Source organism: Paenibacillus radicibacter (genome assembly GCF_024721995.1).
GTDB lineage: Bacteria > Bacillota > Bacilli > Paenibacillales > NBRC-103111 > Paenibacillus_AM > Paenibacillus_AM radicibacter.
Genome location: NZ_JANQBC010000023.1, coordinates 1 through 14,452, shown reverse-complemented (window position 1 = coordinate 14,452; position 14,452 = coordinate 1). Strand labels below are relative to the sequence as shown.

Here is a 14,452-nt window from a genome sequence, read left to right as displayed (position 1 = left end):
TGAAATGTTTTTTGTTCAATTCCAAATTGGGAAGCTAAACATTTATATCCTTCCGTTCCATTTAAATAACATTGAACAGCTACTATTTTTTCTTTAGCAGTAAATTTCGCCATAGAAAAACTGCACCTCCAGTTGTTAGATTGTGTCTAACAATTGGGGTGCAGTTCATTCCTTGAAAGGGGTTTACTTTTGTCTAACTATTCATCAACCTTCTTCTCAATAGATAATCCCGGTACATACTTCCGGTTCATGAGCTTACGAATCTTCCGATTCTCCTTCGTTTCAAGAACGATGTCTAAATCGTAATCTTCTGGATACAACTCTTTCCCCGCGATATGAAGTTTCAAGCGCTTCTTATTGATCTTGAACTTCTGTTTCTGGATCATCACTCCGACGTTGCCCATCGCATCCTCTAATGTACAGACGATTCCCGCCCGACCTAGATAGGACACATAGACACTATCGCCAAGCTCGAACTTTTTAACTGGAACGGGAATCGCTTCATCATCCTGAGCTTTAACAACTTTAGGTTTGTGCTTAGAGCTCGAATGCTTTGACACCCTCACTTCGTTTGTTACAGGTACTTCTTTTGCTACTTGCATTTGCTCCTTATTCACTTGAATATCTGGAACACCTCGTAGACTCAGTTCTTCTTGACTTGATATCACTGGCTTGGATTGAACTTCAGATGGCTTACTAGTTGCTCCAAAAGTAACACCAAACTCACTCCCACTCGTCCCAACACCCTTCGCCGCAATTTCACTTGAGCGATTGATGATCGGCATTGGAAGCCCTAGCTTCTTCGCGATCAAGAACGCATAACTCTGGCCAGCCTCACCAATTTTCAATTTATACAAGGGCTCGAGTGTCTCTGTATTGAACTCCATACGGGCATTCTCAAACCCTGGTGTCACTGAGGCAAAGTTCTTAATCTCTGAAAAATGGGTTGTCGCAACGACGGTTGCTTTACGCTTCTGAAGTTCCTCTAGAATGGCAATGGATAGCCCCACCCCTTCGCCTGGGTCTGTACCTGATGCCATTTCATCAATTAGCACAAGTGTTGAATGGTTCGCTATCTTCAAGATGTCAATCACGTTGCGAATGTGCGCAGAGAACGTACTAAGCGCATGTTCAATGCTCTGACCGTCTCCAATATCAACAGCAACATGCTCGAACACAGCAAGTTTACTGCCAGCCTGAACAGGAACAAGTAGCCCCGATTGAATCATAATCGTCAGTGTACCTACTGTCTTCAGCGCTAATGTCTTACCACCTGTATTCGGTCCTGTAATAACGAGTGAGTTGTATTTCGACCCGATCTGGAAGTTAAGCGGAACCATTTTCCCACCCATTAATGGATGTCTGGCTTCATGAAGTTCAATGATTCCTTCCTCATTAAGATCGACATTCGCACCTCCGATGGACAATGCGAATTTAGCTTTCGCAAATAAGAAGTCATACGCACCAACCGTATCTACATTGATCAAGAATTCAGCCGCATATCGTTCCACAACCATCGTAAGATCACTCAAGATCTTCGTCTCCTCAACGCCTTCTTCCGATTTCAACATACCGCGTTGATACTGTAAGTCTGCAAGGTCAGCAGGCTCGATATAGACCGTCTGACCACTTGCCGATTCATCAAGTACGGCGCCTTTCACAAGTTTGCGATGTTCTTTCTTGATTGGCAGTACATAGCGTCCACCACGCGTACTCACCATATTTTCTTGCATGATAGAGCGATGTTTACTAAGAAGGGAATCGAGTTTCCCTTTGATTCGTTCTTCACATACGTTAATTTTCTTGCGAATGCGCATCAGATCTTTACTTGCTGCATCCACAATGACTCCACTACGAATACTTGCTTCGATCTCAGATACAACGGAACGCAGATCATGCATGGAACTCGCGTAACTACTAACGTGAGGCGCAATAATCTCTTTCGACGCCATGTAGCCTTTGAGCTGATTACAGCTTCGAATAAATTGCACAATGTGCATAAACTCCTGCTCGCTGAACACGTACCCGGTGTGCATCAGATTTGCAATTTGTTCAATTCCTTCAAGCGATGGAATCGGCACGCTCGCCCCTTTTTGTAATAAGGCTTTCGCCTCGGAAGCTTCATCTAGCTTCGCGCGGATCGCTTTCATATAAGTTAGCGGAATCATCGCATCCACATGCTGCTTCCCCCGATAAGATACGGCATAGTCTCTTACGATTGTCTTGATTTTGTCATACTCTAGTCGATTAAGTGCTGTTTGATTCAATGTGTACATCTCCTTTGTTTTTCGTAAAATGGGTAAAAAAAGACGGAGAATGAGCATACTCATTCTCCGCCTCGTATTAACATCCCAATCCTAATCGCATCGCCTAAAACCTATTTTGGATATACAAAAATAAGTTTTATGGCATCAAAAAAAACCGTGCTAAAAAGCAGCACGGATTGTATGCAAGGAAAGAAAACGCCTAGGCATTGTCTGATATCCGCTGTTCTTAACTAATTCGCAAGGCACCAATGGGTACAACGAAATAGGCGTTGCTATAATAGCAATTCGCACCTGTTCGTTACATGGAACCTCATATGGAATTTTTCTAGTTAAGAACGTTCACCGACATCAAAATTTCCCCTTTATTGTTTAGGATAGCTATACTATAACGAAATTATCTTATGAAAGCAAGCAGACATTAGACCCTGCACAATTTCCTTATGATATTTTCTCTAATGTAAACACCGAAATTTCAGGTGTGCTGAACATCCGCAGTGGCTCACGAGTCGTCCCGATTCCACGGTTCACATAAAGCTGGATCATTCTGCCCTTCCCAGGGACGGAATACATACCTTCTAAGTATTTCCTAGCTAGCGGCACGGTCACAAGCGCAATATCACCAGGCAACTTCACTTGTCCACCATGACTATGTCCTGATAGCTGCAGATCAATCGGATAACCTTGCAATCGATCCACGACATCTGGTTCATGAACGATCAATAGATTAAACAACTTCTCATCTAAGTTACCTAATGTCCCCTTGATCTTCGGGTTACCGAGCAAGAAATCATCTAAGCCTGAGATCGTAATTTTCTCTTTGCTTGGAAGTCGAATCTCTTGCGATTCATTCACGAGTACGGTAAAACCACCATTTTCCATAATCTTGCCATAATGCCGACTTGCACCACCACCTCGATCATGGTTACCATAAATCGCAAACTTGCCAAGCGGTGCATTTATATTTTTTAAAGCAGAAGAAATAGCGTCATTGTTCCCACTATACTCATGATAATTATCAATTAAATCACCGGTAAAAACGACGATGTCCGGCTTTTGTGCATTAATTTGCTGCACTAATTTATTCAGTTGCGATGTGGAGTAGTGATCCCCCAAATGAATATCGCTAATCTGTACAATTTTTTTATGATGAAAGCTTTCTGGTAAATTTGATGACTTGATCACATGGTTCGTTATAGACAGCATATTCGGCTCAATGAACCGCGCATATGTAAAGGCACCACAGAACAAGATCAGCAACGAGCCAATTAGAAGAATAATTCGAGTTCCCCAAGGACGTTTGGATGGGTTCGGTTTGTTCAATTAATGCCCGGCCACCCAAACATCATAAGTCCAATTACTCCGATACTAAACACAATTACTAACACACTAGCCGCCTTAATTCGCATATCCATCTGTCCTTTATTCTGTAAGTTAGGACAATGATAACGCATGTATGTTACGCCAATGTGACGAAATGTCGCGCTCCGAATTTATTTAACATTTTTCAAAGTAAAATAGAACTGGATCTGATCATCTTCTACATTCACGCCATAGCGAGACTGATGTTTATCCAGAATACTACGCACAATAGAGAGCCCAAGCCCCGTCCCACTCAGTTTCTTGTTACGTGATCCCTCCATCACATAGAACGGCTCCCAAATGTTTTCCCACTGCTTCGAATCCCCGTTCTGCGGTTTAATCCCATTACGAATCGTAAACAGGAGATGATCTGCTTCATTCTTAACGAGGATTCGAATATGTGAGTCGTTCGTATACTTAATCGCATTCGTAATAAAATTGTTCAGCACCATCTCAATCTTCGGTTTACATGCCCATACTTGAGGGGCTTTTAAATCTGTACGATCCACAGTGATCTCAAGACCTTGCTGCTGCAAAGCAAGCTGATACTTCGAGAGCGTCTTGTCTAGCAACTCTCCAAAATCAAATGCTTGCATGACATATTGTTCCGTCTGTATTCTCGATAACTCCAGTAACTTATCCACTAAAATCGACATATTGTCAGCTTGCTCTTCAATAACATTGACATATGTCCCATCATCTAATCCATCACGAATACCCGCTCCGTATGCTTTAATCAAGGACAGCGGCGTCTTCAGTTCATGGGAAATATCCGCAATAAATGTGCGTAGATTTTCATTTCGCTCTTCTAACGCATGTTGAGCAAGCTCCAATTTATCGCTCATCTTGTTCACACTGCGAGCAAGCGCTTCGATCTCATCTCCTGTTTCAATTTGCACTTTGTTAAATTTCAAATTCGATATATCTTCAGCCGTTTGCTTCAATTTCGCAAGTGGTTTAACGATTTGCTGTGTAAATAACCATGACAGCACAACCATCATCACAACTGCACCTATAGCGATATATAAATTAAATTTATTTACGATTTGGATGGTGTCTGCGGAGTGTGAGATCGATTCACCTACAGCGATAATATAATGGTCTTTCTTCATAAAAGTAACTAGAAAACTGGATTTGAGCTTATCTTGACTAAATATCTTCTTCACCAAGCGACCATCACGTACCTGCGCCAAATTCTCATCGGTTACCCAGAACTTACTGAGTGTAATGGCTTTACGATTCAATTGTTCCTTCAAGACATAATTGATCTGCTCATTGGATCCCCAAAGTTCGGTCATCACGATTGTGACCCCGTGTCTCTTCTCCAGCTTCTCCGCTTGAAACACAAGGTTCGTGGTATCCATCTGCTCGAGCTGCGTTGTGAGCTGGGCGAGACTGTTCTTTTTCTCATATAAAAAATATTTCGGCAGGAAGAATGTATTCACGACGAATGACAGCACAAATACAATACATAAGGCTAGTAGAATTCGAACGATCAGCTTCTTCCCGATCTTATTCATGCTCATCTGTCAGGCTATACCCCATCCCGCGATGTGTCTTAATGACATGTTCGCCTACTTTCTCACGCAACCTGCGAATGTGTGTATCCACGGTTCGCTCATCCCCGAAATAATCAAAACCCCATACGCGATCAAGCAATGTCTTCCGAGATAAGATTTGTCCTTTATTCGTAATTAATTGACGAAGTAATTGAAATTCTTTTTGTGTGGCATGCAAGTCCTGTCCATTCTTATGAATCTTCTGCCCGTCCAGATCAACAACAAGATCATAAGCCACAAGCTTATTATCCATCTGTAACAGCTTCTTCACTCGCATGATCAGAATCCGAGTATCGAACGGTTTACGAATGTATTCATCTGCACCCGCTTGTAGCGCCATAAATTCATCATCATCTTCTGTCTTTGCGGTAAGGAGCAGTACTTTCGCTGTTCCCTGATCCTTCATTTCCTTACATGCTTCAATCCCACTAAGCCGCGGCATCATCCAATCCAGTACAGCAAGATCAATCGGATGATTGTAAAAGAGTTCAAGTGCCTCTTCTCCATCTTGTGCGGTTAGCACATTAAAGCCCTCTTTTTCAAAATAAGCTTGTAAAATCTTGAGCATATAAGGTTCATCATCTGCAATGAGCACCTGCATCTGGCTGTACCTCCTAAATGGTTGAGTTGTGAAAAGACTAACATGTTCTGACTGTCAAAAGCAAAAAAACAGCTCACTCCTCGTCAAAGAGCGGCTGCTTTATGCTGGATCAATTACTTAATGTTCAACTGAATGGAGATTAGACTCGCTATTCTCAAGCAAGCTTTTCATATCGTGTCCAGTTGGATTCTGGAAGACCCGAAGTCCGAAATCTGGTGCCACAGCTAGAATATGATCAAATATATCCGACTGTATTCCCTCATAGACCGACCAGTTCGTATCATTCGTAAATGCGTAGATTTCAATTGGCAAGCCCGTCTCACTGGATGCCAGCTGTCTGACCATGCAGGTCATGTCTTTATGAATTTGTGGATGCTGGTTCAAATACTGCTGAATATAAGTCCGAAAGACGCCGATGTTCGTCATGGTCCGACCATTCACTTTACTGGATCGATCAATGGTCTTCTCCCTATTATATTGTTCGATCTCTTGCTCTCTTTGGGTGATGTAATCACGCAGGTATTGTATTTTCTTAAAGCTCTCAATCATCTCCGATGTACAGAAAGTAATGCTGCTAATATCGACGTTGATCGAACGCTTAATCCGTCGCCCACCGGACTTTTGCATCCCTCTCCAGTTCTTGAAGGAATCTGAAATTAAAGCATAGGTAGGAATGGTTGTGATCGTCTTATCCCAATTCTGCACTTTAACCGTGTTCAGGGAAATATCGATAATATCCCCATCTGCCCCATACTTCGGCATCTCGATCCAATCACCTACACGTACCATATCATTCGAGGATAACTGCACTCCCGCCACCAGACCTAGAATCGAATCCTTGAAAATTAACATGATGACAGCTGATAATGCCCCAATCCCGCTGAGCAAGATAATAGGACTTTCCCCAATTAAGCTTGAAATAATTAAGATTCCGCCAACGATATATATAAAGATCTTAACAACTTGTAAATAGCCTCTAATCGGTTTTACCTTGGATACTTCATAAGTCATATAAATAGCATTAACGGCACTAAGAAAGGCATCCAAGACGAGGATCGCGACAACAATCATGTAGATAACGACACCTTTTTCAATTAACGATTGGTAAATAGGAAACATAAACGAGAAATAATAGATAATAATAGCAGGAACCACATGAGAAAGTTTGTGAATCACTTTCCATTCCAGTAAGTAATTGTCCCACTTGAATTGATTGTTGTGTATGTAATGCGTGAGAACTCTTAAGACAAGCCTTTTGGTAATCATATTTGCGAGGATACTGAGCAGCACGATCCCAATTACCATAATGATATTCGTCAAGTAGACGGCAAGACTTGCATGTACCCCAAGATTCATAAGTAAATTATTAATGTATTCCATATCTGTCTCCTTATAAAAAATGTACACTAATCTTACCCGTTAGCCCCTTCTATCGTCAAATATGCAGTCCATTACGATCATGTAGACATTTGTCTACTAAATAATGTGTAAACGTTTTCATTTTTATACATAATAAAGATAATTGTCATTTATTTCACAAGACGACCTTGATACAATATAATTGTCACCACCTGAGGGAAAGGAAGAGATGTGTGAACAGGCTAATTGAAATTATAGAAGGCTCTCCTGAAATGTCTGAAATACTCAAGCACTGCCCCTATTCTGTTCTTAAGCGTTTTCAAGTTGAGTCACACGCAAAGGGACGATTTAATCTGGAGCAAGGAACCATCTATTCGGAGATATACATTGTTGTTCAAGGAAATTTAGACATCTTTATATTGAGTGATTCCGGTCGTAAGATTACACTAGACATCTATGGACCAGGCAACTTCATTGGTGAGCATGAGCTTCTTCAAGAAATTCCCTTTAGCTCTTCTGTACAGTCTCTTAGTGATGTCGTATTACTAAAGTTATCTCGAGAAGCTTTCAAAGAATGGCTGGAACTAGATCGAAGCTTTTCCAAAAATTTAACAGAGTCCTTATGCAAACAGATCTACCATTTAAGCAAAAGAATCGAGTCCTATAGTTTATTTTCTACGAAACGCCAAGTTATTGAGGTTCTAAGTTCTTTAAGTAAGAGCGATTATCTAGATAGACAAGCTTTATTGAAAAGAATTAGCTCAACTCCGCGCAGTGTCGACCGCATTCTCAAAGAGTTGAAAGATCTAGAAATCATTGAAATGGATAATGGTGTTATCAAATTAACGAACCCAAACTTATTAATAGAATTAGGTTCTAAGGAGTGAAAGTAATGGAGAAACAGCCCCATATTCAGTTAGATGAAGCGCTAGCTGTTAACAAAGCCATCGTTGTAGGAGATCCAGCCCGCGTAGAAGTTGTGAAATCACTTCTGGACAACCCACAAGATATTACTTATAATCGTGAATTTAAATCTGCGATTGGTACCTTTAATGGACACAAGATTCTTGTCTTGTCGACTGGTATTGGCGCACCTTCCATGGCCATTGCTATAGAGGAGTTAAAGGCGATTGGAATCGAGTCCGTGATCCGCGCTGGAAGCTGCGGCGCGATGGACACAACCTTTAAGGTTGGCGAGATTATGGTTGTAACCGGCGCTGTTCGTGATGAAGGCTTAACGGAGAAATATGTTCCCAAAGCATTCCCAGCTGTTCCATCCAGTACGCTTCTAATGCGAGCTTTACAGCAGACTGCGATTCCAGTGAAGGCTGGAATCGCAAGAAGTCATGACGGTTTCTATATGGATAACAACATGGAAATTGAAGATTTCTGGTCGCATAAACAAGTTCTAGGTGCAGATATGGAAACTAGTGCTCTTTACGTGATTGGCGGGCTAAGAGGTCTGCAAACCTTATCGATCCTCAATAACGTTGTGCCATATAAGGAATCACTAGCAGATGGGGTCAATGAATTGGTTTCGGGCGAATCCCAAATGAAAGTTGGAGAATTACAATCTATCAAATTAGCGTTAGCCGTGCTAACCGAGGAGGAATAAGTATATGAAACAAGGGATTTATAAAGTTTTAAAGAGTAAAACATGGGATACTTTATGGCTCATAGTCGGGATCTCACTCGTGATTGCTAGTACTTTTTACAGTTATAACGATAGCGGCACGCTAGATCTTCTTCTCGTCACCTCCTTTATCGGCGGAATTCTAGGCATGATAGTCGTGCTCCTCTTCGCCAATCAACATGGCAAATCAGCCAGCGGTTTGGGTGTAATTGGGGCTATGTTCGATACGTTTAATAACTTTAGATTTGGTTTACTTGGTAATGTTTTCGTAGGAATCTATTGTGCTGCTCTATACTTAAAAGGTTTCTTTACATTGGGAAAAGAAATTGAAGTCACGAAAGTAACGAGATCCAATTTATATATTTCTGCAATCATAGCGGTGGTAGGTTCTGTTGTTCTCTACTTCTATGGCAGTACGATTCTTCCTGGCGACGCACCTATGTGGGTAATCGTATTTAACATTCTCGTATTTCTTGTTCAAGTGATCTCTCAATATCTAATGGTTGAAGGGAAAGCGATTTCTTGGATTGGCTGGATTGTTGCTAACTTTATTAACTTGGCTCTGCAAATCTATATTATTACGCAAGGTAACAGTCCGACGGCAATGATTTACTTGTCTATGACGATCATGTATCAACTGAATTCCATTAAGGCAGCTATCCTATGGTACGGTTACGGAGAAGAATAAATAATCTCATTTAAACAAAGGCGCCCTTCAGTTCAAATATTTGAACTGAAGGGCGTTTATCGTTACAGACGTTCTTTCGGAAGAACGATACTTTTGTACAACTGTACGGTAATAAAATAGTACACCGCGTAAATCACGGTAAAGATTACGATTGGCAACCAAATTTTGAAATATGGCTCTTCCAAAATGAATCTAAACATTTCCATCCCGAATAATACGTGCATCACACCAATTAATGCTGGAAGTACGAAGATTGCAAGTAATTCCTTATAGATCGATTTCGTTAGTAACTGCTTACGCACCCCGATTTTGCGCAGCATTTGATAACGTTGAATGTCACGAGTTGCACCAGATAATATTTTGAACATTAGACAGCTTGCCATCATGGCTAGGAACGCAATACCAAGGAAGAAGCCCATGAACATCGTACCGCTAGAGACGGTGTGCATCGTTTTATAAGTATTATATTTGCTACGTATTTCATCCCCATTACTACCGTAATGATTCGCAAGAACTGCCTGTCTATCGTTAATTTCTTTGAGTTCGTTTTTGTACACCAAGAAATCATCGACATACCCAACATATACTTTATGCTCATCTACTTTGACTTTGTCATAATTGTTCTGATCAGCGACATACGTATCACGTTTACCGAACATAAAGAAACCCGTATTTAGCTCTGTAAGTATCGCATCACTCCAGTTTCTTTCTAAAGGGGTTGCCTTCGTTGTTGATTTATCTTTATCACTTATAAAATCACTATAAAGTGGATCCGGTAGCGGAATCGTTAAAACTTCTGCCTCTTTCCTAGCTTCATAGAACCCATTGTCACTCTTATCACGAATGCGATATAGCGGTGGAGATGTGATTAAGTCTTCTTTAAGGAAATATACACTCTTGTCCGTTACTTTATAACGGTATTCACGCTGTTCATTTATTTTCTTATTGGCAAGTAAGTCTTGATCTTGTTTACTCGGATCATGAATGACAATATCCGAAACTTGACTGACATTCGCTGTAAGAACCGCATTGTTCTGGAACGCTAATCCCCCTGCAATCGCACCTACGCCAAGAGCAATCAGCATTGCAATCGTACCAAGGAGTCTAGACAAGGAACTTGCGCGGAATTGAAGCTGAGCAAATGTAAAGGAATTAATGCCCTTCATATTGCGATTTTCATTCTTCTTCAAGCGATTTACCCATACCGGCAAGAAAGTCATGAAGAATAAATACGTACCAACTGTTGTTGCAGAAGCACCCATGAAAAGTCCGGTCTCTCTAAGTACCGTCATGTTCAAGATTGCGTAATAACCTACTGCAAGACACACAACTGCAAGAATCGCCAAGATCACAGTTAAGAAATTATTCTTCTTCACGCTTTCTTTACTCGACTCAGCTCGAATTAACTCTAGGATCGTCGTACGTGAAAGCTTAAGCGCATTAACAATACCTGTTAATAAGAATATAACGATGAAGAATGCAGTCGTCATAAACACAGCTTTGAGTAAGAACGATTTGTAACTATCTGAGGTAAAATTAATCGTATCCATTAACAACTGACCGACAACACTAGCAAGCCCTGTTCCTACAAGAATACCAATGATGAGTGCAGCAATCCCAATGAGCATTGTCTCAATAAACATCAATTTTACAATCTTGCTTTTCTTTGCACCAAGCATCATATACATGCCGTATTCTTTACGTCTTAATGATAACAAGAACGAATTTGCATAGAAAATATAGAAGAATGTAATGATGGCCAGCAATACAGAACCAACATTGAACACTAACATAATCGAACGGATGACAGAGTTCGCTCTAACAAACTCTTCATTCATCGCAAGTGTCTGGAACATATAGAAGATCGAGATGGAGATGACAAGGCCGACAAGAAGGACAATATAATCCTTCATCATTTTTCTCATACTAGAGAGAGAGATTTTGAGTAACATATGATTCACTCCCTTATTCCATGCCCGGAGTCGCGCCAAGATCAGCAAGGATATCAAGAATTTGCTTATAAAATTGCTCGCGACTTCCAGAGCGGTGTAGTTCGGTAAATAATTTACCGTCTCGGATAAATAAGATTCGTTTGCAATAACTTGCGCTGAACGCATCATGCGTTACCATCAGAATCGATACATCCTGTTGTTCATTTAATTCTTGCATAGCTTCAAGCATGCTTGTCGCGTTCTTCGAATCAAGAGCTCCTGTAGGCTCATCCGCAAGAATAATTGCTGGCTCATGTACAAGTGCGCGAGCTGCTGCTGCACGTTGTTTCTGACCACCTGATACTTCACTTGGACTCTTCTTAATGATCGCTTCAATGTCTAAAGTCTTCGCTACCTTCATTACTTTCGAGCGAATTTGCTTAGCTGGCACGCCTTGAAGGGAAAGCGGCAGCGCAATATTTTCATAAATAGATAGGTTCTCTAGTAAGTTAAAATCTTGGAAGATGAATCCTAATGTCTTCGCACGGAAATCTGCTAATTGTGTCTGATTCATAGCTGTAATGTTCCGACCTGCTACTTGAATCACACCACCAGTAGAACGATCTAATGTAGAAATCACATTCAGTAAAGTCGTCTTACCCGAACCTGACGGTCCCATGATTCCAACGAACTCTCCATCTACGATGCTAAATGAAATCCCATTCAATGCGTAAGATAGGTTGTCACCTTTCTTGCCATATATTTTCTGTACGTTACTAACCTCAACTACTTTGTTCATATGATCCTCCTAGGTCGCGTATGTAATCGCGTTTTCTCTATGGACTTATCATACCTGCTGACCCAAGATGTTCCCATCGAAGTTAGTGATAGGCGAATGACAGTTCCGTAAGATAGGACAAGAAAGACACCACCCCTAATGAATAGGAGTAGTGCCTTTTCTAATTAATAGATACGAATCGTAGCGCTGGCGGTTGCCGCACAGCCGTTGTCAAATGGCAGCTATTAATTGGTATGAATACGGTGAAGAATAAATAGTCACTTTCTAGTAAAAAAACGACCCTTAGTCCCATAATGGAGCTGAAGGTCGTTTTGTATTATCTACGCTCTTTAGGAAGTACAATCCCTTTGTAGAGCTGAACGGTAATCAGGTAATACACACTGTATATCAAGATGAAGATCACAACCGGTATCCATATTTTATAGTAAGGATTAGCCAGAATGAAGCTGAAAATATTCATACCGATGAGTACATGTGCGATTCCAATCAAACCTGGAAGTGCAAAGATTGCAAGAAGTTCTTTGTAGATCGATTTGGTTAGCAGTTGTTTGCGAACCCCGATCTTGCGCAGCATCTGATAACGCTGAATATCGCTGTTTGCACCCGACAAAATCTTAAACATCAAACAGCTTGCCATCATAGCAAGGAATGCTATCCCTAAGAAGAAGCCCATGAACATCGTCCCACTTGCAAGTGAATAGAAACCTGTATAAATTCCGTATTTACTATTCATACTCATTTCTTCTTCGTCTGGCTGATTCCCAAAGTTTTTTGTAACTTCCTTTTGACGTTCCTCAATTTGTTTTAACTCATCTTTATATTTTACGAAGTCATCGACATAAGCAATAAATACTTTATGATCTTCACCTTTAACTTGTGCATAATGCTTATGATCTGCGACATAAATTGAACGTTTACCAAACACTGAATAACCAATATTCAATTCATTAGAAATTACGTTATCCCAGCTTTTTGGTAGCTCTTCCAACTTTTCTTTGTTTGAAGCAGCATCTTCTCTTGGGATGTAATTTATATAAAGCGGCGCTGGTAAATCCACTACTAATCGCTCTGGCTCTACGTCTTTTTTCATTAAACCATTATTATCGCGATCAATTTTACGATACAGCGGTGGTTCATTTAGTAAATCTTCCTTCAATAAATAAACACCTTTATCGGTTAATTTATAACGATACTCATGCTGCTCTTTGACATTCATGTTCCCGATTAGTGCTTTATCCTGCGCAGTCGCATCGTGGATGGCCATATCGGCAATTACCATACTATTTGCAATTAGGGCGGCATTGTTCTGGAATGCTAATCCCCCCGCAATCGCACCTACACCAAGCGCAATTAACATCGCGATCGTTCCAAGAAGCTTTGACAAGGAATTCGCACGAAATTGCAATTGAGCAAATGTAAAGGCATTAATCCCTTTTGAATTCAATTTCTCATTACGCTTTAAGCTATTAACCCATGCAGGCATAAAGGTCATAAAGAACAAATATGTCCCAATGGTTGTTGTAATCGCACCTCCAATTAATCCGACTTCACGAAGTGTCTCCATGTAATACATGCAGTAATAACCCACTGCAAGTAAAACAATTGAAAAGAATGCGAGTACAAATGTAACGAATCCGCTCTTTCTTATTTTTTCTTTATTTTGTTCAGCACGAAGCAGATCCAATATCGTAGTTCGAGATAATTTAACAGCATTCATGATACCTGTTAATACAAACAGCACGATGAAAAATCCTAGTGTGACTAAGACAGCAGGTATATAAAATATCTTATAACCATCTGACGGAAAATCAATTTGAGCCATCAATGACGTACCTACAATGGATGAAATACCAACACCTACAATGATTCCAATGGCAAGTGCAAGAAGTCCAATGACGATCGTTTCGATGAACATTAGTTTTGTAATTTTACTTTTCTTAGCTCCCAGCATCATGTACATGCCGTATTCCTTGCGTCTTAATGACAAGAGGAACGAATTTGCATAGAAAATATAAAAGAATGTGATGATGGCAAGTAATACAGCCCCAACGTTAAAGACAAGCATAATCGATTTAATCATAGAGTTCGCTTTGACAAACTCTTCGTTCATCGCAAGTGTCTGGAACATATAGAAGATCGAGATCGAGATGACTAGGCCGACAAGAAGGACAATGTAGTCCTTCATCATTTTTCTCATGCTTGAGAGAGAAATTTTAAGTAACATATGCTTCGCTCCCTTATTCCATGCCTGCAGTC

The 14,452-nt window shown here is 40.6% G+C and carries 12 protein-coding genes; 3 read left to right on the top strand and 9 right to left on the bottom strand.

Translation table 11 applies throughout. The features are described 5' to 3' along the window. Window positions 1–197: 197 nt before the first annotated feature. The 6 genes from NV379_RS25555 to NV379_RS25530 all read right to left on the bottom strand — a co-directional run bounded on the left by NV379_RS25555 (window position 198) and on the right by NV379_RS25530 (window position 7,166). Window positions 198–2,267 carry an endonuclease MutS2 gene (locus tag NV379_RS25555; RefSeq protein WP_258210159.1) on the bottom strand — a complete coding sequence of 690 codons (2,070 nt, stop codon included), beginning with the start codon at window positions 2,265–2,267 and terminating at the stop codon, window positions 198–200. A 438-nt stretch (window positions 2,268–2,705) separates the two neighbouring features. Then, a complete protein-coding gene (locus NV379_RS25550) occupies window positions 2,706–3,587 on the bottom strand; it encodes a metallophosphoesterase (RefSeq protein WP_258210158.1) in 882 nt (293 codons plus the stop codon). Beyond that, window positions 3,584–3,718, bottom strand: coding sequence for a hypothetical protein (locus tag NV379_RS25545; protein WP_258210157.1), 135 nt, complete (start codon window positions 3,716–3,718; stop codon window positions 3,584–3,586). Before NV379_RS25545 ends, NV379_RS25550 begins: the two co-directional genes overlap by 4 nt. A 39-nt stretch (window positions 3,719–3,757) precedes the next feature. Beyond that, window positions 3,758–5,146: a sensor histidine kinase gene (locus NV379_RS25540; protein WP_258210156.1), complete on the bottom strand. Its 1,389-nt coding sequence runs from the start codon at window positions 5,144–5,146 to the stop codon at window positions 3,758–3,760. Next, window positions 5,139–5,786: a response regulator transcription factor gene (locus NV379_RS25535; RefSeq protein WP_258210155.1), complete on the bottom strand. Its 648-nt coding sequence runs from the start codon at window positions 5,784–5,786 to the stop codon at window positions 5,139–5,141. The genes NV379_RS25540 and NV379_RS25535 overlap by 8 nt, the downstream gene beginning before the upstream one ends. 117 nt (window positions 5,787–5,903) lie before the next feature. Then, window positions 5,904–7,166, bottom strand: coding sequence for a mechanosensitive ion channel family protein (locus tag NV379_RS25530; RefSeq protein ID WP_258210154.1), 1,263 nt, complete (start codon window positions 7,164–7,166; stop codon window positions 5,904–5,906). A 212-nt stretch (window positions 7,167–7,378) separates the two neighbouring features. Here NV379_RS25530 and NV379_RS25525 point away from each other — a divergent pair, with 212 nt between their 5' ends. The 3 genes from NV379_RS25525 to NV379_RS25515 are packed head-to-tail and all read left to right on the top strand — an operon-like array spanning window position 7,379 to window position 9,466. After that, on the top strand, window positions 7,379–8,032 hold the full coding sequence (locus tag NV379_RS25525) for a Crp/Fnr family transcriptional regulator (RefSeq protein WP_258210153.1): 654 nt from the start codon (window positions 7,379–7,381) through the stop codon (window positions 8,030–8,032). 5 nt (window positions 8,033–8,037) lie between these two features. After that, window positions 8,038–8,760 (top strand): nucleoside phosphorylase, encoded by a 723-nt coding sequence (locus NV379_RS25520; protein ID WP_258210152.1) that lies wholly within the window; start codon window positions 8,038–8,040, stop codon window positions 8,758–8,760. Between the two features lie 4 nt (window positions 8,761–8,764). Then, window positions 8,765–9,466: a nicotinamide mononucleotide transporter gene (locus NV379_RS25515; protein WP_258210151.1), complete on the top strand. Its 702-nt coding sequence runs from the start codon at window positions 8,765–8,767 to the stop codon at window positions 9,464–9,466. 62 nt (window positions 9,467–9,528) lie between these two features. Here the strand turns inward: NV379_RS25515 and NV379_RS25510 are convergent, their stop codons facing one another. The 3 genes from NV379_RS25510 to NV379_RS25500 form a co-directional block, all read right to left on the bottom strand. After that, on the bottom strand, window positions 9,529–11,418 hold the full coding sequence (locus NV379_RS25510) for an FtsX-like permease family protein (RefSeq protein ID WP_258210150.1): 1,890 nt from the start codon (window positions 11,416–11,418) through the stop codon (window positions 9,529–9,531). A 13-nt stretch (window positions 11,419–11,431) separates the two neighbouring features. Continuing rightward, a complete protein-coding gene (locus NV379_RS25505; protein WP_258210149.1) occupies window positions 11,432–12,196 on the bottom strand; it encodes an ABC transporter ATP-binding protein in 765 nt (254 codons plus the stop codon). A gap of 316 nt (window positions 12,197–12,512) precedes the next feature. Continuing rightward, the gene (locus NV379_RS25500) at window positions 12,513–14,420 is read right to left on the bottom strand and encodes an ABC transporter permease (protein WP_258210160.1); all 1,908 of its coding nucleotides are present in this window, start codon (window positions 14,418–14,420) and stop codon (window positions 12,513–12,515) included. Between the last annotated feature and the right edge of the window lie 32 nt (window positions 14,421–14,452).